At 53.0% G+C, this 20,364-nt stretch carries 17 protein-coding genes; 5 read left to right on the top strand and 12 right to left on the bottom strand.

What is annotated here, in order from left to right; all coding sequences use genetic code 11:
• Positions 1 to 144: 144 nt before the first annotated feature.
• Genes F3J31_RS16200 through tssD form a run of 3 tightly spaced genes read left to right on the top strand, consistent with a single transcriptional unit; the run spans position 145 to position 1,511 of the window.
• Positions 145 to 507: a tlde1 domain-containing protein gene (locus F3J31_RS16200; RefSeq protein ID WP_021240619.1), complete on the top strand. Its 363-nt coding sequence runs from the start codon at positions 145 to 147 to the stop codon at positions 505 to 507.
• Positions 507 to 1,019, top strand: coding sequence for a hypothetical protein (locus F3J31_RS16195; protein ID WP_167214137.1), 513 nt, complete (start codon positions 507 to 509; stop codon positions 1,017 to 1,019). The genes F3J31_RS16200 and F3J31_RS16195 overlap by 1 nt, the downstream gene beginning before the upstream one ends.
• Entirely contained in the window at positions 1,020 to 1,511 is a 492-nt protein-coding gene (gene tssD / locus F3J31_RS16190) for a type VI secretion system tube protein TssD (protein ID WP_167214134.1), read from the top strand.
• Between the two features lie 89 nt (positions 1,512 to 1,600).
• Here the strand turns inward: tssD and F3J31_RS16185 are convergent, their stop codons facing one another.
• The 6 genes from F3J31_RS16185 to F3J31_RS16160 all read right to left on the bottom strand — a co-directional run bounded on the left by F3J31_RS16185 (position 1,601) and on the right by F3J31_RS16160 (position 11,060).
• The gene (locus F3J31_RS16185; protein ID WP_167214131.1) at positions 1,601 to 2,524 is read right to left on the bottom strand and encodes a DUF5655 domain-containing protein; all 924 of its coding nucleotides are present in this window, start codon (positions 2,522 to 2,524) and stop codon (positions 1,601 to 1,603) included.
• Complete coding sequence (locus F3J31_RS16180) at positions 2,517 to 5,777, bottom strand: DEAD/DEAH box helicase family protein (protein ID WP_167214128.1); 3,261 nt, start codon at positions 5,775 to 5,777, stop codon at positions 2,517 to 2,519. The genes F3J31_RS16185 and F3J31_RS16180 overlap by 8 nt, the downstream gene beginning before the upstream one ends.
• Positions 5,774 to 7,186: a restriction endonuclease subunit S gene (locus F3J31_RS16175; protein WP_167214125.1), complete on the bottom strand. Its 1,413-nt coding sequence runs from the start codon at positions 7,184 to 7,186 to the stop codon at positions 5,774 to 5,776. The genes F3J31_RS16180 and F3J31_RS16175 overlap by 4 nt, the downstream gene beginning before the upstream one ends.
• Complete coding sequence (locus tag F3J31_RS16170; protein ID WP_167214122.1) at positions 7,186 to 9,453, bottom strand: class I SAM-dependent DNA methyltransferase; 2,268 nt, start codon at positions 9,451 to 9,453, stop codon at positions 7,186 to 7,188. Before F3J31_RS16170 ends, F3J31_RS16175 begins: the two co-directional genes overlap by 1 nt.
• A gap of 177 nt (positions 9,454 to 9,630) precedes the next feature.
• Positions 9,631 to 10,269, bottom strand: coding sequence for a LysE family translocator (locus F3J31_RS16165; RefSeq protein ID WP_167214119.1), 639 nt, complete (start codon positions 10,267 to 10,269; stop codon positions 9,631 to 9,633).
• 47 nt (positions 10,270 to 10,316) lie between these two features.
• A complete protein-coding gene (locus F3J31_RS16160) occupies positions 10,317 to 11,060 on the bottom strand; it encodes an AraC family transcriptional regulator (RefSeq protein ID WP_167214116.1) in 744 nt (247 codons plus the stop codon).
• A gap of 151 nt (positions 11,061 to 11,211) precedes the next feature.
• Here F3J31_RS16160 and F3J31_RS16155 point away from each other — a divergent pair, with 151 nt between their 5' ends.
• Positions 11,212 to 12,582, top strand: coding sequence for an NAD-dependent succinate-semialdehyde dehydrogenase (locus F3J31_RS16155; RefSeq protein WP_167214113.1), 1,371 nt, complete (start codon positions 11,212 to 11,214; stop codon positions 12,580 to 12,582).
• Between the two features lie 175 nt (positions 12,583 to 12,757).
• On the opposite strand, the gene F3J31_RS16150 is transcribed toward F3J31_RS16155, so the two are convergent.
• Complete coding sequence (locus F3J31_RS16150; RefSeq protein ID WP_024908300.1) at positions 12,758 to 13,303, bottom strand: YfaZ family outer membrane protein; 546 nt, start codon at positions 13,301 to 13,303, stop codon at positions 12,758 to 12,760.
• A 411-nt stretch (positions 13,304 to 13,714) separates the two neighbouring features.
• On the opposite strand from F3J31_RS16150, the gene F3J31_RS16145 reads away from it, so the two are divergent.
• On the top strand, positions 13,715 to 15,073 hold the full coding sequence (locus F3J31_RS16145; RefSeq protein WP_167214110.1) for an esterase-like activity of phytase family protein: 1,359 nt from the start codon (positions 13,715 to 13,717) through the stop codon (positions 15,071 to 15,073).
• 68 nt (positions 15,074 to 15,141) lie between these two features.
• Here the strand turns inward: F3J31_RS16145 and yjiA are convergent, their stop codons facing one another.
• The 5 genes from yjiA to F3J31_RS16120 all read right to left on the bottom strand — a co-directional run bounded on the left by yjiA (position 15,142) and on the right by F3J31_RS16120 (position 20,355).
• On the bottom strand, positions 15,142 to 16,095 hold the full coding sequence (yjiA, locus tag F3J31_RS16140) for a GTPase (RefSeq protein WP_167214108.1): 954 nt from the start codon (positions 16,093 to 16,095) through the stop codon (positions 15,142 to 15,144).
• A gap of 10 nt (positions 16,096 to 16,105) precedes the next feature.
• Positions 16,106 to 16,309 carry a YbdD/YjiX family protein gene (locus F3J31_RS16135; protein WP_003856610.1) on the bottom strand — a complete coding sequence of 68 codons (204 nt, stop codon included), beginning with the start codon at positions 16,307 to 16,309 and terminating at the stop codon, positions 16,106 to 16,108.
• A gap of 96 nt (positions 16,310 to 16,405) precedes the next feature.
• Positions 16,406 to 18,559, bottom strand: coding sequence for a carbon starvation CstA family protein (locus F3J31_RS16130; RefSeq protein WP_167214105.1), 2,154 nt, complete (start codon positions 18,557 to 18,559; stop codon positions 16,406 to 16,408).
• Positions 18,560 to 18,750: 191 nt separating this feature from the next.
• On the bottom strand, positions 18,751 to 19,668 hold the full coding sequence (locus F3J31_RS16125) for a WYL domain-containing protein (protein WP_045907709.1): 918 nt from the start codon (positions 19,666 to 19,668) through the stop codon (positions 18,751 to 18,753).
• Positions 19,669 to 19,845: 177 nt separating this feature from the next.
• Positions 19,846 to 20,355, bottom strand: a complete 510-nt coding sequence (locus tag F3J31_RS16120; RefSeq protein ID WP_048028630.1) for a 4-hydroxyphenylacetate 3-monooxygenase reductase subunit — start codon at positions 20,353 to 20,355, stop codon at positions 19,846 to 19,848.
• Between the last annotated feature and the right edge of the window lie 9 nt (positions 20,356 to 20,364).

Genomic DNA, 20,364 nt, shown 5'->3' with positions numbered 1-20,364 from the left:
TACATTTAAATTTTCTATTATTAATTTTTCTATATTTTTTGTGCTTATTTATTTTCGGACGTAATGTTTTGTGACCGTCGTAGTCATTTTAACGCTCCTGTTAGCCATAAGATAAAGGACTATTTATGAAAGGAGACGGTATCGATGACATGGGAGTATAAAGTTTCGACGGGGGTATTGAGTCATAATGGTGTGTTTGTCGCTAACTGCTACAGCGGTGCGGGTGAATCGAAAGATAAGCCAGAGTGTGAAAGTCAACGAAACAGAGGCCCTATTCCCAGAGGTATTTATTTTATTGCCGGGTGGAATAATCATAAAAGTGCTGAGGCCATTATTCTTGAGCCTATAGCGGGGACTAATACCTTTGGTAGAGATCATTTTCAAATTCACGGTGATAAAAAAGGCCAGCCGCCAGGTTCTGCATCAGCAGGTTGCATCATTATGAACGGTCAGGACAAACGTCATATGATTTATGATTCGGGTGATACAATACTGGTGGTGCGATAATGAAGTATATTATTGCGCTATTCTTCTTGTCTTTACCGATGGGTTTATTTGCCAAAAACCACACTCCTGAACAGATCTTGCAGATGATAAACGGCAAAGGCGCCATGTCTGTTGTAGCGGAGCTGGATTCAAATGATACGGGTGAGTCGGAATGGTGGAATCATGTCATACCAGAGATAAGTAAAGGAACTCAGGTATGGTTAGCCGTGGCGAGTGCCCTTGAACCCGGAGTGGACGCCAGTACGGCTGAAGATTTAAAGGCGGCGCTTTCTGAAGCCATCCCACATAACCCTGAAGGTGTCTTAGCAATCTTAAAAGACGATAAACCGTTACTCACTGTTGAACAAATTTGCGCGTTTGCGAATTTCCCCGAAACGGAGGCAGAAAGTAACAAGCTTTTTGTGGATTCAATCAGGGAGATGTTCAAAATAAAAAGCCCGCAGGGTAAAAGATGTCTCGCCGTTATGATCTCAACTGTTGAACACTCTTTTCCATTCGATAAGGATATGTAAATGGCCATTCCGGGATATATGTCATTAACTGACGATGCGGGTAATAACATAAAAGGCAGCGTGAAAGTTAAAGACCGTGAAAACCAGATTGAGGTTTTAGGGCTCTATCATAACGTAAGCTATAATTCTGACCTGCATAATGGCAGAGCATTGAGCAAACGCCAGCATCGTCCCTTTCTGATTGAGAAGGAAATTGATGCCTCCAGCGTTTTTCTCTATAAAGCACTCAGCACGGGCGGTACGTTCAGGAAAGCGACTATCGACCTGTACAGAATCAATGATGCCGGTCAGGAAGAAATCTATTTCACGATAACGCTGGAAGCGGTGAAGGTCGTCACGGTGTTATCATTAATGCATGACGTGAAAGAGACTTACCATGAAAAACAGGGTCATCTTGAGCTTGTTTTGCTTCGTTATGAAAAGATTACCTGGCATTACCGTGACGGTAACGTTATTCATTCGGATGACTGGGATTATCGGTTAGGGGCCTGATTCGCTTACTCCGGGAGAAAAATTTTCCCGGAGCAAGAACGCATGATGACGAAAAGAATGTAATACTCCTGTCCTGAAACAAATCAGCATCAATTCTCCTGATATGCCATTTCGATGAGCAGCTTAGCTTTCATCAGGTCATGTTCATTGCGTACAGCGAGTTCAACGTTGCCTGTCCCCCAGTGTCCGATGTGAGTCACATCCCGGCTAAAGCCTTCTTCAAACTGAATATGCTCAGGATCCAGTTTCAACCACAAACGGATATGCGGATCGGTTACGGGGTAAATCCCGGCACAAACAAAATTCCGCAGACGACGGAATGCGCCGTACAGCTTCAGCTCTTTATACTGCACCTCATCGCCGAGAGACAGGACATAGCTTTTTAGCTGTTCGAAAAGAAGGGCTAATTCTGTGGATGCGCTGGCGAGCTGTTCGCTATGCGTTCGCGTATTACGCTTGCCAATTGCGGAGGGTAATGTTTCGGTTGCCGCCTCAGAAAAGGCGTTCTCAACAACGGCATTGACCAGTTCGAACATCAGCAGATCGTCAGAAAAAAGCTTGTAACGAATCAGGCTGATGTTGCGGTTAATCTGCTGAACGGCATGTTCGTCATACTTATTGAAATCAGCGGCAATACAGAGCAAGCGCGTGCCTGACCAGTCTATAGCCTCCGCCGTCTCTTTGCCGAGCTTTTCCATCACCAGCCACTTAAATTCAGCCTTATGATCGAGAAGCCAGTCTAAATAAAACAGCCCCTGGTTAATGACATTTTCGTTGCTGTGACGTTTATATTCGATAATGACCGGGCAGTTATTTTCGTCCAGCCCCAGTGAATCAATACGCCCACGGTGGGTCTTACCAGTGCTGTATTCACTGTCGAGAAAACGAACCCCGAGAAAGGTTTCCATTCGGGATTCGATCAAGGTTTGCAGCTCTTTTTCGATGGTTGCTGCTTTACCGGAAAGTTCTTTTACGCCGATAGCACTGTAACGAAAGAGCTGGATATCACTCATGAATCGATTCCCTGCGCATTTTTGCAATGTCATACATCAGGTGAGCAAACCCTCTGGCAACGTCAGGAGACGATAAGTACTGCATCATCATCTCCTTGTGCGCTTCGTTGCTGTCCATCACGGCATCATCAATGGCTTTCGTAAAGTCGCCCAGCATGGCCTGCTCACGGGTGTTGTTGTCGAGTTGTGTCATGACAAGTTTGTTTTCTGCGAGCTTATCGTAAACCACAAAGGCGTAGTTGAGCATATCTTTGTCGGTCAGGTTTTCAGTGATAAACAGCTCGTTGAGCTGCGACAGCACCTGCGACATAAACTCCTCTTTCTTATCTTTTGCTTTTGCGGTGCCGACGTCATTAACCGGCTTGAGCTTATACTCTGCAGCATCCTCCTGAAGCTTAATATGCTGTTCCTGGATCTTTGAAAGCCGATAGTGGCTCATTTCAACATTGGAAAGATCGACATCATCTTCATCAATTGCCTCTTCGCGCAGCAAGGGGTGAAGGTGACGACAATAAAGGCTTAACTTCTCCAGCGACTTGTCATCGTAGGCGACGATCTGGGACATAAATTCGTAAAAACGTACAAAGCTGCCGAGATCTTTTTTGAAGATCTCCAGACGATCTTTCTCCTTCTTGCAGGCTTTAAAACTGTTTTCCGCGTTTGCGAGCAAAATGGGGTTAGGGGAATCCCTTTTTGTTAACTCGTAGATCTGCTTGGCGCTGATATACGCCTCTTTCGCGGAGGTATACCGCATTGCCCAACGGTTTACTGCGGGCAGACAAATATTGCTGATCTTCGCATTCGATTTTTTCTTGCTGTAAAAAGCCTCGCATAGCTGTTCCACTTCGTGCCATAAAAATATGCCCATCGCGCGAAGTTTCTCATACAGATCGAACACATGATCTGGATTGCTGACATCGGTCAATTCAGCCGTTTGGTAGTAGGGCTGGAAGGCCGCGAGGATATCGTCAGGTTCGTTATAAAAATCGAGTACAAAGGTGCCGGATTCTTTTTTGCCGGGATAGGTTCGGTTGAGACGCGACAGCGTCTGCACGCACTCCACGCCGCCAAGTGCTTTATCCACGTACATGGCGCACAGCTTCGGCTGGTCGAAGCCGGTCTGGAATTTATTGGCCACCAGCATCACCTGATAGTCATCAGTATCAAACGCCTTACGCATATCGCGGCCTTTGAGCGCCGGGTTCATACTGATTTCAGTGAATTTCTGGTGCAACAGCGCGAGGTCGTTCATGTCATTTTCCTGGAATTCGACCTCGCCTGAGAATGCCACCATCGCAGTGATCTTCCCGTAGCCCATTTCAGAGATGTATTTATCAAACGCCAGCTTGTAGCGCACCGCAGCCTTGCGCGAGCTGGTCACCACCATCGCCTTCGCCTGCCCGCCGAGCAGATGCATCACGTGCTGACGGAAGTGCTCAACGATGACTCTTACCTTTTGCGCGACATTGTGTTCATGCAACGTCACCCACTGGTTGAGCCTGATCTTCGCCCGGTTGCTGTCCACTTCCCGGTCTTTATCACCCATTTTTTGCAGCAGCTTATAGGCGACTTTGTAATTGGTGTAGTTCTTCAGCACGTCGAGGATAAAGCCCTCCTCAATAGCCTGGCGCATAGAGTAAACATGGAACGCCGCAGGTTTGTTGGTTCTGGATGCGGGTTCGTGCGGGTTGGGTCGGCGGCCAAAAAGCTCCAGGGTCTTCGCCTTCGGCGTCGCGGTGAAGGCGTAGAAGTTAAGATTGCTGCTCCCGCTGCGTGCGGCAAGTGTGGCGTCGAGGATGTCTTCAGAGGTGAGGACCACGTCGTCGTCGGCCCCTTCGCTCATCAGCACCTCTTTCAGCTGACGCGCCGTGGAGCCGCTCTGGGAGGAGTGCGCTTCATCTGCGATGATCGCGTAGGTTCGCTCTTTGAGGCTGGTGCTGTTTTCGATCGCTTTGAGTACGAACGGGAAAGTCTGAATGGTGACGATGATGATGGGCTGCGAGTGCTCCAGCGCGCTGGCAAGCTTCTCCGATTTCGAGCCTTCCCCCTCGCGGTTGTTGATTCGCCCGACCACGCCGTCCGCGTGTTCAAACTGATAGATGGTGTCCTGGAGCTGATCGTCCAGCACGGTACGGTCAGTCACAACAATCACCGAGTGGAAGCGTTTTTCACCCTTTTCGTTATGCAGGCAGGAGAGCTGATGCGCCGTCCAGGCGATGGAGTTTGATTTTCCGGATCCGGCGCTGTGCTGGATAAGGTACTTGTTGCCGGTGCCTTCTTCATCTGCGGCGGCAATGAGCTTGTTCACCACGTCCCACTGGTGATAGCGCGGGAAGATCAGGCTCTCTTTTTTGACCTTTTTACCGTCCCAGCTCTCTTTTTCCTCAATTTGCAGATGCACAAAGCAGGCGAGGATTTTCAGCAGATTGTCAGGGAGTAATACCTCGTTCCACAGATAGCGGGTGGCGTATTCCTGGTTATCTTCCGGGATGTCGTTCCCCGCGCCGCCCTCTTTAGTGCCTTTGTTGAACGGCAGAAAATACGTGTCATCACCGGCAAGCCGGGTGGTCATATAGACCTCATACTGGCTGACGGCAAAATGCACCAGCGCGCCGCGCTTGAAGGTCAGCAGCGGCTCAGGCTTGTTGGTCGCCGGATCTTTCGGCAGGCGCGTTTTTTTGTACTGGTTAATGGCGCTGTTGACCGTCTGCTTGAACTCGGATTTCAGCTCAAGAGTGGCAACGGGAAGGCCATTGACAAACAGCACCAGATCGATGCGCCAGCGTTTGGCTTTTACATCCGTGGCGTTGCTGGTGGCGTGAGGGCTGTAAACCAGTTCCGGAACGATACGGCAGATGTTTTGCCGATAGCGCGCCAGGGTGTCCGGGTTGAGGTTGTGATCCGGTTTAAACTGACAGAGGTTAAAACGCGCGTTATGGCTTTTGATGCCGTGGCGCAGCACCCCCAGGGTTCCGTAGGTTCGGGACTGGAGATCGGTGGCATTGGCATCGGCTTTTTTAAGCTGTGCGACCAGCGCATCGAGAAAATGACGCTCGGTGTCGTTGGGATAGATGCGGGTGAATTTTTCCCACTCCTGCGGCTGGGTGGTCTGGACAAACGTCAGCGCATCCTGCGGATAGAGTGCCCGTTCGCGATCGTACTTGCTGCCTGTGCCGGGAACCCAGCCGTTCTGACACATCTGCTGAATGATATCGGCCTGCAGGTTCGATTCTTTGGTGACGTCGGCGATCATGCTGTGGCCTCCTCAGCGGTGAGGGATGTTTCGGTGCTGCTGGCGGGAGGCGTCCAGTCGCGGAGATCGATTTTGCCGGTGACGGCGGCGGCGATCAGGGCGGTGCGGCGTTCTTTTAGGAGTTCAATTTGTTTGAGTTGTTTTTGGATTAGGGTGTCGATTTTTGCGGTCTGATAATCAAGTAGTTTTGAAATAGACTCTTGCTCATTCGTCGGTGGAAGCCAAATAGATAATCCGCGTAAGATAGCTTGAGTGATGCTAAATACTTTTACGCCCTTAACAGCATGTTTTATTTGCGATCTTAATTCTTGGCAATCGAATAGATAAGCAAGGAATCGATAGTTTTGCCGATCTATAGGGCGAGCGATAATTGTATGGTAACCAGCGAAGATACTAGAGTCAGTAGTGAGTTGTGAGAAATTTCCTGACCCATTAACATCTTCTGATGTATCAGCGAAAATAATGTCACCTTTTATAAGTAATGAGTTTTTGTCATTTTTTAAATGTGTTTCATTAACATACTTCAATTTGTGAATGTTTGGATTAATCTCAAAACCGTACCTGGAATGTATTTCTCCATAGTTGATACAAGGTATACCCTCATCCTGGAGGTTTTCTTTAGTAATAGTAAGGCCTTTGTCAAATAAGAAGCAATATCGAACTTTGCTTATTGACCAATGCGTGGGAACTTGCCCCAACCACTCAACCCCAGAATCTTTCATCGGTACATCAGGGTCTAGCCCTTTGGTTACGGCATGGCTAATCATTGCTTGGCGTTTTTCATTTAGAAGCTCTATAAGCTTCTGTAATTTAATAATAAGATTGTTGGTTTTTAATATGTATCTGTCAAGGTAAGCTACTATTTTATTTTGTTCTTTTAACTCAGGAAATGGAAATGAAAAGTTTAAAAATGTATCCTGATACAAATGGATAATAGTACTACCTTGTTTGTGGTAATTAATAAAGTCAGAAAACAGGGACGATTGAAGTAACCAAAAATAATATCTGGTTGAAATATTTTCCTTTAGAGGTCTGACAACAAATATCCCGCTATTTAAGGTTGCTTTCTCATTATTATCTAAACCACTTACAAGTGCTACCTTACCAATTGTGCCATCTTTTGTAATAAGTAAATCACCATTCTTTAATTGTATGAATGGATCTTGCTCATATCTTACTATGTCGCAGTGATAGCATCCTTCCCAATTAATATTATCACTTTGGAAATCAGTTCCTGTAACAAGATAGGGACCTTCTTCTGTGAAATCATCAGATTTAAGACCATGCCAACCAACACGTGCCTTAACATAAGTCTCATATTTTATTAGAGACAAATTCCAATGATGAGGATATTTTCCTATCAACTCTTTTTTTGAAGTTTTATATTTATCAAATGATATTAAGCCCATCAGGAGTGTACCTCCTGCAGCAGCTTCATAATCTCCGCGCTCAGCGCATCCAGCTCCGCGTCAATCTCTTCCAGCGGGCGCGGTGGCTTATAGACATAAAAATGTCGGTTAAACGGAATCTCATACCCGACAACGCCAACCTCGCCGTCGCGGGCGTCGCGCTTGTCGGCATTAATCCAGGCGTCCGGCACGTGCGGCAGCACTTCCGCCTTCACATAGCCTTCAATCAAATCGCTGGTCGAAACAGACGGATCGAGCGCTACGTTCTCGTTGTCGCGCAGGTCGGCGTCCTGCTCAAACTCCACCACCTGACCGCGGTACGCAAACGCGCCGTACAGCGGCTGCGCATCTTCCTTGAGCACCTTTTTGACGACCGGCTCTGCGTCAGGGTTTTTGTGGGTGATCGCCTCGATAAGCTGCTTATGCTCTTTGGCATCCAGCTTCACGGCGGCAGTTTTGAATGCCTCCTTGAGCGTTAGCTGGAACTGGTTGAAATCATCACTCGCCTGAGCGCGACCACCCGCTTTACCATCCAGCACCGACTGGATTTTTTGCGCTTTTACCATCAGCGCGCGCTGGTGTTGCCACAGCGTTGCGTCGAGCAGATCTTTAATCTGCTTCTCTTTCAGATCGGGGAATTCGGCCTTAATAACGGCGCGTGCTTCCACCTCAAACTCGGCAAAACTGCCGTAGTTCTCGTCCTGCCAGAAGGCACCGAACGCGTCGTACAGGCACGCCATCGGCGCGTTGAGAGGTTTCGGGGCAAAGCGCAGCACGGCGATGGATTCATCCGTGATCTGTGCCGTTAAACGCAGCGGGCGCTCAATAGTCAGGCGGCGGAAGCCAAAGTCGGTGCTGTTGAATATCTTGCTGGGGGCGGCGCGCTTGTCATCAGCGTCCTTAAGATCCACCACATCGAAGTCGCCAAAGGTGCGGGTAATGAGCCGAATGTCTTCCTCGCTCATCATGTTGCGCTTCGCGCCCAGTGACTTACGCATTTTGCTGCACAGCTTGCTGGCGTCGATCAGCTGGATCTTGCCCTTACGCTCCGCCGCTTTTTTGTTGGACAGGATCCACACGTAGGTGGCGATCCCGGTGTTGTAGAACATGTCGGTGGGCAGGGCGACGATCCCTTCCAGCAGATCGGCTTCAAGGATGTAGCGACGGATCTCGCTTTCGCCGCTGCCCGCGCCGCCCGTGAACAGTGGCGAACCGTTGAGGATGATCCCGATGCGCCCGCCGGTATCGGCATCACGCATTTTGCTGATCAGGTGCAGCAGGAAGAGCAGCGAGCCGTCGGAAACGCGCGGCAGGCCAGGCCCGAAACGCCCGTCAAATCCTTTGCGATGCTCGTTGTTAATGTCGGCTTCGATCTTCTTCCAGTCCACGCCAAACGGCGGGTTCGACAGCATGTAATCGAAGCGGTCGGCTGGAAGCTGATCGTTAGAAAGGGTGTTGCCCAGCTTGATGCGGCTGACGTCCTGACCCTTTATCAGCATGTCGGCCTTACAGATAGCGTAGGACTCCGGGTTTAGCTCTTGCCCAAACGCGCGCATCACCGCATTCGGGTTGAGTTCATGAACGTACTCCATCCCGGCAGAGAGAAATCCGCCCGTGCCCGCAGTCGGATCGTAAAGGGTTCGAATGACGCCCTCTTTGGTGAGCGCCTCGTCGTCTTCCATAAACACCAGCGAGGTAGTGAGACGCACGATATCGCGCGGCGTGAAGTGTTCCCCGGCGGTTTCATTCGAGCTTTCGGCAAAACGACGGATTAGCTCTTCAAAGACCAGCCCCATGTCATGGTTGGAGATGGCCTGCGGGCTGAGATCGGTGGTGGCAAACTTCTGCACCACTTTGTAGAGGAGATTGGCATCATCCAGCAACCCAATGAATTCGCTGAATTTAAAGTGCTCGAAAATTTCCCGCGCGTCTCTGGAAAAATACTGGATGTAGTTTTCCAGGTTGGCCTTGATGTCGTTTTGGCCCATTTTGCTCAGGTTCAACGGCGAGGCGTTAAAAAACGTCAGCCCGTTGGTGGCGCGCAGGATTAACTTTTCTTTCGCTTCTTCCGGTAGGGGAGACGAGCGGACTTTTTGAGCTTCAAGAACGACGGCCTCTTTCGTCTCTTCAAGCACGCATTCCAGGCGGCGCAACAGGGTAAACGGGAGAATAATACGGCCATATTGAGATTGCTTAAAATCACCGCGCAGGAGATCGGCGACAGACCAGATAAAGGCTGCCGTTTGGGAAAAATTCAGGGAAGTCATAAAAGCATCCTTGCCCATATTTCAGGCATTTTGAATGATGATTTAAAACCCTCTTTTTAGCATGGTTAAATCCATTATTCACTAAAAAATAGATCTAAATCAATATGTTACGATTATTGATTGTGATGAATTATGGATTTAATCAATGTGTTTTTCAAAATAAATGATGAAGTTGTGTTATATCGCACTAACTTCTAATCGCCACAGCACCCACCCGCCAAACCCCATCAGCACCACCCCCGCCGTGCGCTCTATCAGCCACAGCGCACGGCTGAGCTTCTGTTGCACCGCCGATAGCCCCATCATCGACACCAGTGCCAGATCCCACGCCAGCACCACCGTCACCATCCAGACGCCGCACGTTGCCTGCTGAAGCAGCGTCACGTCCGGCCCCAGTAGCGCCGTCATCAGCGCCAGATAGAACAACGCGTTCTTCGGATTAAGCAGCGCCGAGCCGAGCCCCAGCAGGATCTGCTTGCGCAGCGAAGGGCAGTGTTGACGGGTTTCATTCAGCCTCATCGCCTGCGGTTGGCTGCGCACCAGATGCGAGCCGATCCACAGCAGGTACAGTGCGCCGGATAACTCGATGAGCGTAAACAGCCAGTCAAACTGGCGCAACGCGCTCCAGCCGATAATCACCAGTAAGATATACAGCCCGTTGCCGGCAGCGATGCCGACGCACAATCCGGCGCTGCCGCGCAGCCGATAGCGCGCAGCGTAGCCCACCAGCAGGAAGAAGTCCGGCCCGGGGCTCAACAGCGCAACAAAATGCGCCAGCGCCAGGGCGAGAAAAGCAGAAGGGAAGAACAGTTCCATAGCAACCTCGGTTAACAATTTGAGGTCAGGCTACGGTGATGCCAACGTTATTTATTGTCAGATATTGATCGGCCCGTCGCGTACTGGCGCGGCGTGGCGGCGGTATAGCTGACGAAGGTCTTATGAAAATGGCTCTGGTCGGCAAAGCCGCTCTGGTAGCCGACGTCGGCGATGTCGTCCCCGGCACGTAGCCGCGCTTTGGCGAACTCCACGCGGGAGATGTTGAGGAAGCTGCCCGGCGTCAGGCCGGTATCCTGCCGGAAGGTGCGGATCAGTGTCTCCTTGCGCAGCGAGAATCGTTGGGCAAGTTCGTCAAGCGAAGGCGGTGTGGCCAGGTCGGCAAGAAACGCCTGCCGCACGTGCTGACTGGTTGAGCGAAGCGCATCTGTGTTTTCCACGCAGCGGGGCAGGGCTGAAAGCAGCCTGTCCACGGATACAGGCGACATCATCTCAACAATATCCAGGTAGCGCTTAAACAGCGTAGGGTCGCGAATCACCTGTAACGCCAGAGGAATATCGGTGTCGATATAGAGCATATGGTAGCTGCGCGGTTGCCCGGCGACGGGGTTGCAGCTGTGCGGCGCACAGGCCGGGATCACGATGAGGTCCCCGGGGTTAAGGATATATTCTTTGTCATGACAAATGCAGCAGGTCTGGCCTTCCATAATCGCGCCGATAGAGAGCTGAGGGTGACTGTGGCGTTTGTACGCCTGCGTGCTCTGCCACGTGCTGCGCAGCTCAAGGCCTGAGGCGCGGTGAAAAGTCTGCCGGATGTGTCGGGTATCGGTCATAAGCCCTCCTTCTGGACGTTTTTTATACCACGTCAGCGAACCGTCTGGCAGCGCTTCATTAAGAACCTTCCGGATATACCCAACTTTACGTCCACAGCCAGTCATGTTGACTACCCTTAATAGCCTAAGCGGTAAAACAAGGAGATTCGACATGGCTTATCAGACAGTAAATCCTGCCACTAACCAGCTCATCAAAGAATACCCCTCACATACCGACGCGGATATCGACGCGGCACTGAAGGCGGCCGATGCGCTTTACCATTCGGACTGGGCGAAAGGCGACATCAGCCAGCGCCTGCCGGTGCTGCATAAGCTTGCCGATCTGATCGACGAGCGCACCGAGGATCTGGCGAAAATCGCCAGCCAGGAGATGGGCAAGCTCATCGAACAGAGCCGTGGCGAGGTGAAGCTATGCGCGCAGATCGCCCGCTATTACGCCGACAACGCAAAGCAGTTCCTGGCTCCGGTGAAGTATCAATCCGAACTCGGGGAAGCGTGGGTGGAGCATCATCCCATCGGCGTGTTGATGGCCGTTGAGCCGTGGAACTTCCCGTATTACCAGCTGATGCGCGTTCTGGCGCCAAACCTGGCGGCGGGCAACCCGGTGATCGCCAAGCATGCCAGCATCGTGCCGCATTGCGCCGAGACCTTTGCCCACCTGGTCCGCGAGGCGGGCGCGCCGGAAGGGGCATGGACTAACCTGTTTATTTCGTCCGAGCAGGTGGCGAACATCATTGCCGACGATCGCGTGCAGGGTGCCGCATTAACCGGCTCTGAAAAAGCGGGTAGCGTGGTGGCCGCGCAGGCGGCGAAGCACATCAAGAAATCTACCCTTGAACTGGGCGGTAACGACGTGTTCGTGGTGCTGGACGATGCGGACCTGGACAAAGCCGTCAAGATTGGCGTGAATGCGCGGCTCAACAACGCCGGGCAGGTCTGTACCGCGGCGAAGCGCTTTATCCTGCATGAAAAGATCGCCGACGCCTTCCTGAGCAAATTCACCGAGGCATTTAAGCAGGTGAAGATTGGCGATCCGCTGGACGAAAGCACCACGCTGGGGCCGCTGTCGTCGAAAGATGCGCTAGAAACGTTGACCAAACAGGTTAACGAGGCGGTGAAAAACGGCGCGACGCTGCACTATGGCGGCAAGCCGGTGCAGCGCGACGGGAGCTTTTTTGAACCGACGATCCTGACGAACATCTCGCGCGACAACCCGGCGTACTTCGAAGAGTTCTTCGGCCCGGTAGCGCAGATGTACGTGGTGAAAAACGACGACGAGGCGGTCGCGCTGGCGAACGACTCCCACTACGGCCTGGGCGGGGCGGTATTCAGTCAGGATATCGAGCGTGCGAAGAAAATGGCGTCGCGGATCGAGACCGGGATGGTGTACATCAACTGGCTTACCGATACCGCGCCAGAGCTGCCGTTCGGCGGCGTGAAGCGCTCCGGTTACGGACGCGAGCTGTCGGATCTGGGGATCAAAGAGTTTGTGAACCAGAAGCTGGTGGTGGTGCGTCAGTAAGAGGTCATAAAAAAACCTGCCAGCCGGCAGGTTTACTATGAACACTGTCATCGCCTTTCTTGCCGGGTGGCGCTGCGCTTACCCGGCCTACAATGTGCAACAATTTTAATATATTGCCCCTTTCATTGTAGGCCCGTGCAAGCGTAGCGCCGCCGGGCGAAACGCACGCACAGGCTTAGAAGGACACTCCACCGCCTACATATGCGCCGTCAATCAGCGTGTGGTTCGGACGACCGTCTTTACCATCAACGCTCACGTGGCGGTAGCCCACTTTCAGGGTCACTGGCGCGATCGGCGTCCAGCTTACGCCACCGTTGGCTTCCACGTAGTTTTTCACGCTGTTGTTCAGCCCTTCTGGCGCCACGTAGCCTTCACCGTACACGTGAATGCTGTCGGTCAGGGCAACGTTTACGCCACCACCGATGGGGAACGCCACGCCGTTATCGCCTTTTTTCGGGCCGATGTAGATGGCTTTCGCGCCTGCATTCAGCATTACCGGGCCCACTTCCAGGTTATAGCCTGCGCCCACGCCGCCGGTCTGGGTACCGTCATCGGTGTTTTTAAGCCAGTTGCTTTCGGCATACAGGCCGGATGAGGATTTCCCCATTTCGAGGTTGAGGTTGGTAAAGTTTTTACCCTGCTCAATGCTGCCACCCATTGCCAGAGCGGAACCCGAGAGGGCGGTCAGAGCAGAAAGAAGAAGGATATTCAGTTTTTTCATGTTTTATGCCTCGTCATTAAATTCATCTGGAGGCACCTTAACAAGCGATGTTTATGACTGCAAATGTGATGAAGTTCGCTGTTTTATGCTGATATTGTTAACTTTTTTATTTGAAATGTTGCATCGATGTTTGATTGTCGAGGTGTCAATGCGTGATGTTTGGACGTTTAGGCACCGTTTAATTTTTTGACTAAACATAAACTGAACGAGGAAGGGATAGTGATTAGAGGCGAATTAATTGAGTTTCTAATAATTTCCAAAAGTATTTCAGATGACACACAATACAACATAACATTACATTTCCGGGCAATGAATATACGTTCACTCGCCCATGCCGGTTGCCTTTCCATGTCATTTTTCTGACACGTTTATTCTTTACGTTGTTGGCTTCACTTACTGGATGCTAACAATATGAAAAGAAAAATTATTCCTGTGCTTATCGGTTGTGCGCTCTCTTTCTCTGGCCTGGCGGCACAGCCTACCGCTGAGCGCTATGTCGTCAGCTTCCCTGACGGCTCCCATGTGAAATACAGCGGCGCGTTTGCCGATGCGTTCCCGAACGGGCTCCCGGTGGGGATTGGCTCTGGTCTGCTGTTTACGGGCAAGCAGGGCGATGCCCTGACGTTTGCGACCGTGACCGATCGCGGTCCCAACGCCGATGCGCCAAAAATGGGTAAAAACGAAGCCAAAATATTTGTCACGCCAGATTTCGCGCCGCTGCTGATGACCATCCGCGTCCAGAACGGCAAAGCGGAGGCGGTTGATGCCCGCCCGCTGCATGACGATAAAGGTGAGATTAATGGTCTGCCGCTGCAAAGCGGCGTGATTGGTTCCACCAATGAAGTGGCGTTCAGCGATACCTTAAAGACGCTCAAGGGTGACAACCGCGGACTGGATACGGAAGGCATCACGCCGGACGGCAAAGGCGGCTACTGGCTGTGCGACGAGTACGGCCCGTTCCTGATTAACGTCGACAGCAAAGGCAAGATCCTCGCGATCCACGGGCCGCAGGCCGCGGAAGGGGAAAAATCCATCGCGGGCGGTCTGCCAAACATCATCAAATGGCGCCAGCCCAACCGGGGCTTTGAAGGCCTGACCCGGATGCCGGACGGACGGATTATCGCCGCGGTGCAGAGCACGCTGGACATCGACGGTAAGAGCAAAAAGCAGGCGCTGTTCACCCGTCTGGTGAGCTTTGACCCGGCGACCGGCAAAACCGCGATGTACGGTTACCCTATCGACAGCGCGGCCTACGACAAAAACAGCGACGCCAAAATCGGCGACATCGTGGCGCTCGATAATCAGCGCATCCTGCTGATTGAGCAGGGAAGCGATAAAAACGACGGAATGCGTAACCTGATTTACAAGGTGGATCTCAGCAAGGCGAGCGATCTTTCCGCCTTTGACAAGCCGGGCGAGTATCCAGAGTTTGATGATGAGAAAACCCTGGCGCAGCGCGGCATTACGCTTGCGTCAAAAACGCAGATGGTCGATCTCCGCGCGCTGGGCTGGCAGCAGGAGAAGGCTGAAGGGCTGGCGCTGATCGACAGCAAAACGCTTGCGGTGGCGAACGATAACGATTTTGGCGTGAAGGTCGCGATGCAAAACCCGGTCGAGGGCAAGAAGCTCAAGGATTACCGGGTAAACGCGGAAGGCAAGCTGACGCTAGATGATAAACCGGTGGAAACCACGCTCAGCGTGAAGCCGCTGAAGAAGCCGGAGTCCGACAGCGAGTTGTGGATTGTGACGCTGCCGGAGGCGGTGAAATAAGTTTACCGCTCACCCCTCTCCCCACAGGGGAGAGGGGATTGTTCGGATCGCATAGTTAAGCGGGGAGGCTATTTCTTCAGACCCGCAAACGCCGCCCGAATCTCCTCTTCCGGCAGTTGGATGCCAATAAACACCATCACGCTGTGCGGCGCTTCATCGCCCCACGGTCGGTCCCAGTCGGCGCTGTACAGGCGCTGCACGCCCTGGAACAGCAGGCGGTTGGGCTCGCCGTCAATCCACAGCATCCCCTTGTAGCGCAGCAGCTTGTCGGCAAACGACAGCAGCAGGTTCTCCATTACGCGGGAGACTTCGCTGATATCCACCGGATAATCCAGCTCCACCACAATCGACGCCACGTCGTTTTGCTTGTCTCCCATAAAGTGGAAGCGCGGTTTCGCGGTGACATTCTCCTCCAGCATAAAGCCGTTGGTGTTGAACAGCTGGGACAGGTCGATATCGCCGTGCGTCACCGTGTAAATCGGTGCGCGGGAGTTGATGCGCGTCAGGCGCTCGCGAAGCTTAACGCTTTCGCCCGCCACGTCGGTTTTGGTCAGCAGGATGCGGTCGGCGTAGCCCACCTGAGACTGGGCGATGGTGAACTGGTTCATCTGCTCGTCCGCGTGGACCGCATCGACCAGGGCAATCACGCCGTCGAGCAGGTAGCGCTGGCAGAGGATTTCGTGAGAGAAAAAGGTCTGAATAATCGGGCCGGGGTCGGCCATGCCGGTGCACTCGATCACCAGACGGTCAAAGTCTATTTCACCGCGATCGCGGCTGTCGAGCAGGTCCAGCAGGGCGTCTTCCAGCTCGTTAGAGCGGGTGCAGCAGATGCAGCCGTTGGTCAGGGTTTTGATCTGCGTGGCGCGATCGCCAATCAGCTGGTCGTCTACGGAGACTTCGCCAAATTCGTTTTCGATGACGGCGATTTTGAAGCCGTGCTGCTCGTTCAGAATGTGGCGCAGCAGGGTGGTTTTACCGGCGCCGAGGAAACCGGTCAGCAGGGTAACGGCAATCGGGGTCATGGTCTCTCCTTTAGCAGCAGCGGACGCCGCCTTCTCCACTTCCGCCGTAGCGCGCTTCCTGACGCTCACGGAAGAATTCGGTGTAGGTCATGTATGGCTTATCCGGATGGTTGGTCTTCATATGCTCAACGTAGTTGTCATAGTCCGGAATGCCAATCAGCATTTTCGCCGCCTGACCGAGGTATTTTTTTGCTTCGCCTAAGTTACCAAACATAACGTGTCCTGATAAGAAAAAGCCCGGTGGCGCGCAGCGAACCGGGCCTACAGTACCGTTGTAGGGCGGGTCAGCGCAGCGCCACCCGCCATTGTGTTAGTGGTGTGAAGAGGTCTTCACGCCGCCTTCCGGCACCGGTACGTACGGGGTTTCTTTATCCGTACGGTCTTCAGCGTTACGCACTTTCAACCAGGTTTTGATGCCGTAGAAGATAATGCTGTACACCACCACCAGGAACAGAATGCTCAGACCCGCGTTGGTGTAGTTGTTCACCACGATATGGTTCATGTTGGCAATCTGCTGGGCAGTCAGGTCTGCGCCGCCTGCGGCAATCTTCTCTTTATACTGGTTAGCCATGAAGAAGAAGCCTTCCAGCTGCGGGTTGGCGCTGAACAGCTTCAGGCCAAGCGCCCAGGTGGTGCAGAGCAGCAGCCACAGCGCAGGCACCACGGTGACCCAGATGTATTTGGTGCGCTTCATCTTCACCAGTACCACGGTGCCGAGCACCAGCGCCACGGCAGCCAGCATCTGGTTAGAGATACCGAACAGCGGCCACAGGCTCTTCACGCCGCCGAGCGGGTCGACAACGCCCTGATACAGCAGGTAGCCCCACAGGCCGACGCAGCCCGCCGTACCCAGAATGCCCGCCACCAGAGAGTCGGTTTTCTTCAGGAACGGCACGAAGTTACCGAGCAGGTCCTGCAGCATGAAGCGGCCCGCACGGGTACCGGCGTCCAGCGCGGTGAGGATGAACAGCGCTTCGAACAGAATACCGAAGTGGTACCAGAAGCCCATGTCCGCCCACGGCAGCACTTTGTGGAACACGTGTGCGATACCGACAGCCAGCGTCGGTGCGCCACCGGCGCGGTTCAGCACGGACGGTTCGCCGATGTCTTTCGCGGTCTGCATGATCTGCTCAGGCGAAATCACGAAGCCCCAGGAGCTGACGGTCGCCGCCGCGTGTGCGCTGGCGTCTTTCAGCTGCGCCATAATCAGCGCCGCGTTGTCGCCGCCCATCTCGTGCAGGTTAGGCATAGTAATGCCAAGACCCGCCGGTGGGGTGTTCATCGCAAAGTACAGACCCGGTTCGATGATGGACGCGGCAACCAGCGCCATGATCGCCACGAAGGACTCCATCAGCATCGCGCCGTAGCCGATCAGACGTGCGTCTTTCTCGTTCGCCAGCAGCTTAGGCGTGGTACCGGAGGAGATCAGGGCGTGGAAGCCGGAGACCGCACCGCAGGCAATGGTGATGAACAGGAACGGGAACAGGGCGCCTTTCCACAGCGGGCCGGTACCGTCGATGTACTGCGTTACCGCAGGCATTTTCAGATCCGGGTTGATCAGCAGGATGCCGATCGCCAGACCGACGATAACGCCGATTTTAAGGAAGGTGGCCAGGTAGTCACGCGGGGCCAGAATCAGCCAGACCGGCAGCAGCGCGGAGATAAATGCATAGCCAATCAGCGCGAAGGTGATAGTGGTGTCCTTGAAGGTCAGCGCCGGGCCCCAGTACGGGTCGTGCGCAATCACGCCGCCGAAGTAGATGGAGGCGACCAGCAGTACGATACCAATCACCGACACTTCACCCACGCGTCCCGGACGCAGGAATCGCATGTAGATCCCCATGAACAGCGCAATCGGTACGGTAGAGCAGACGGTGAAGACACCCCACGGGCTTTCGGCCAGCGCTTTCACCACGATCAGGGCCAGCACCGCAAGGATGATGATCATGATCAGGAAGCAGCCGAATAGGGCGATAGTCCCCGGCACGCGGCCCATCTCCTCTTTGACCATCTCACCCAGAGAGGCGCCGTTACGGCGAGAAGAGATAAACAGCACCATAAAGTCCTGCACCGCACCCGCCAGCACCACGCCCGCCAGCAGCCAGAGCGTACCCGGCAGGTAGCCCATCTGCGCGGCCAGTACCGGGCCGACCAGCGGGCCCGCACCGGCGATCGCGGCAAAGTGGTGACCAAACAGCACGTAGCGGTTGGTTGGCACGTAGTTCAGGCCGTCATTGTTAATGACCGCCGGGGTGGCACGCGTTGGGTCGAGCTTCATGACCTTCTGCGCGATGTATAAGCTGTAGTAGCGATAAGCCACAAGATAGACGGAAACCGACGCGACCACGATCCACAGGGCGCTTACGTGTTCGCCCCGGCGTAATGCGACAACCGCCAGACAAAAAGCGCCGAGGATCCCGAGTAAGGCCCAGGGCACGTGCTTCAGTAGTTTTTTAGTATCCATAGTAAGACCTGGTTTTTTATGTAAAGAAAAAAGGGTCAGGGTTCGTTGTGAGGAGGTATTGATTAATGCTGGAGCGATCGTGCCAGATCAACGCGCGCGTAAAGGACGGTAAATGAATGAGTGGTTGAAAGTGCCGGGTGAGCGGTCAAAGGCGGCGACGAGCGGTTTCGGCTCGCCGCCAGTGGGCGAAATTATGTGATTGAGATCACTTGATTATTCGGGGTACGCTCCACGGCCAGATAGCTTTCCAGCGTCCTGATGAGCTTCTCCTTCAGCCAGCTCGGTTCCAGTATCTGAATATGGGGGAGCCAGTAGAACAGCAGCGGCAGGATCTGGTTCTCGTGGGCCGCCTGGCAGCGCAGCGTGACGCCGCCCTGTTGCTCCTCCAGCAGCTCCTGTTCCGGCAGAAGATCGCGGCGCAGGAAGTAATGTGAAATATTATCTTTAATGAATATTTTCACCGCGAAAGTATCTTCGGACACCCAGGGATCAAGGCTTTTTTCCAGCAGCTCAAGGACATTTTCTTCGGGAGTGAAGGTTGTTTTCTGAATATCAAACCAGCTAATCTGGCTCAATGAGAAGGATTTCAGCCGGCTATTTTCGGTGGCTTGTAAATACCATATATTTTTTTTGTTAATGAGTTTATAGGGATTAATCAGGCGGGTTTTGCCCTTATAAACGATCTGGCAAACATTATGGTTTTTAATCGATTTCTCGACTTTCGTTAAATGACGGCGAATATCGCGTTCTAACGTGTGTTCCGCTTCATTACCAAGAATAAGAATATGGTTTTCGTCTACGCGCGTCTCAAGCTTTTGCCAGAATTCCGTATTTCTTTCAGGGAAAAAGCTGTCGGCATTCAGAAAGTTAGCCAGAGTGTGGTGCAATCCTTGTCCGCCGGGCGATTGTGCAGAATGAATCAGACGATATAGCCCGTTACCGGTATGTTCAACAATGGGAGAGAGTGCATTTAAATCCCGATAGACGGTGCGCTCGGTAATTTTAAATTTCTCCATTAGCGCACTGCGGTTTACCACACCGTTTAAATGTAGCTCAAGGAGAATATCGACCAGACGTTCAGCCGAGCGGCTCCGCGTCGTTTTAGCCATAAGGTCATCCTGTATATATAGGCATGCGCTGAATGATGCGGGGGCACTGACACAACCTGTCAGTATTCAGGCACAGAAAATTTCTCTTATGGGTATATAACGGCGTGATTTAGCGGAAACCTTAGGAGTTTTTGCAGAAAGCGGCGCTGGCCGGAAAAAAGGCCAGCGCGAGGGAGATCACACGGCGGCTTCCGCCTCCAGCATGACCGGGTGGAAACGTCGCCTGAAGTAGATCAGGCCGTGGCCCGCATCACTCAGGATGATGTTTTTAATTTCAACAAGATAAACCAGATGCGTGCCGATGGTTTGCACCTGGCTTATTTCGCCTTCAAGGCTGGCCAGCGCGCCCTTGAGCACCGGCTGCGCCAGCGGGCCTTTCTGCCAGCAAGAGAGGGCAAAGCGATCCTCCATCGTCATTCCGGTCATCCCGGCGAAATGGCGAGCCATGATCTCCTGTTCGTGGTTCAGCACGTTAACGCACAGCCTGCCGTTGCCCTGGAATACCGGGTTCATGGCGCTGTTGGCGTTGATGCATACCATCACCGACGGCGGGGTGTCCGTGACCGAGCAGACAGCGGTGGCGGTGATGCCGCAGCGTCCGGCCTCACCCTCGGTGGTGACAACATTGACCGCGGCCGACAGGCTGGCCATCGCGTCGCGAAAACGCAGGCGTTGTTCTGATTGCATGAAAACCTC

The organism is Enterobacter sp. Acro-832, from assembly GCF_011752745.1.
Lineage (GTDB): Bacteria > Pseudomonadota > Gammaproteobacteria > Enterobacterales > Enterobacteriaceae > Enterobacter > Enterobacter quasiroggenkampii.
The sequence above is the reverse complement of the archived record's forward strand: the minus strand, read 5'-3'. Positions and strand labels throughout refer to the sequence as shown.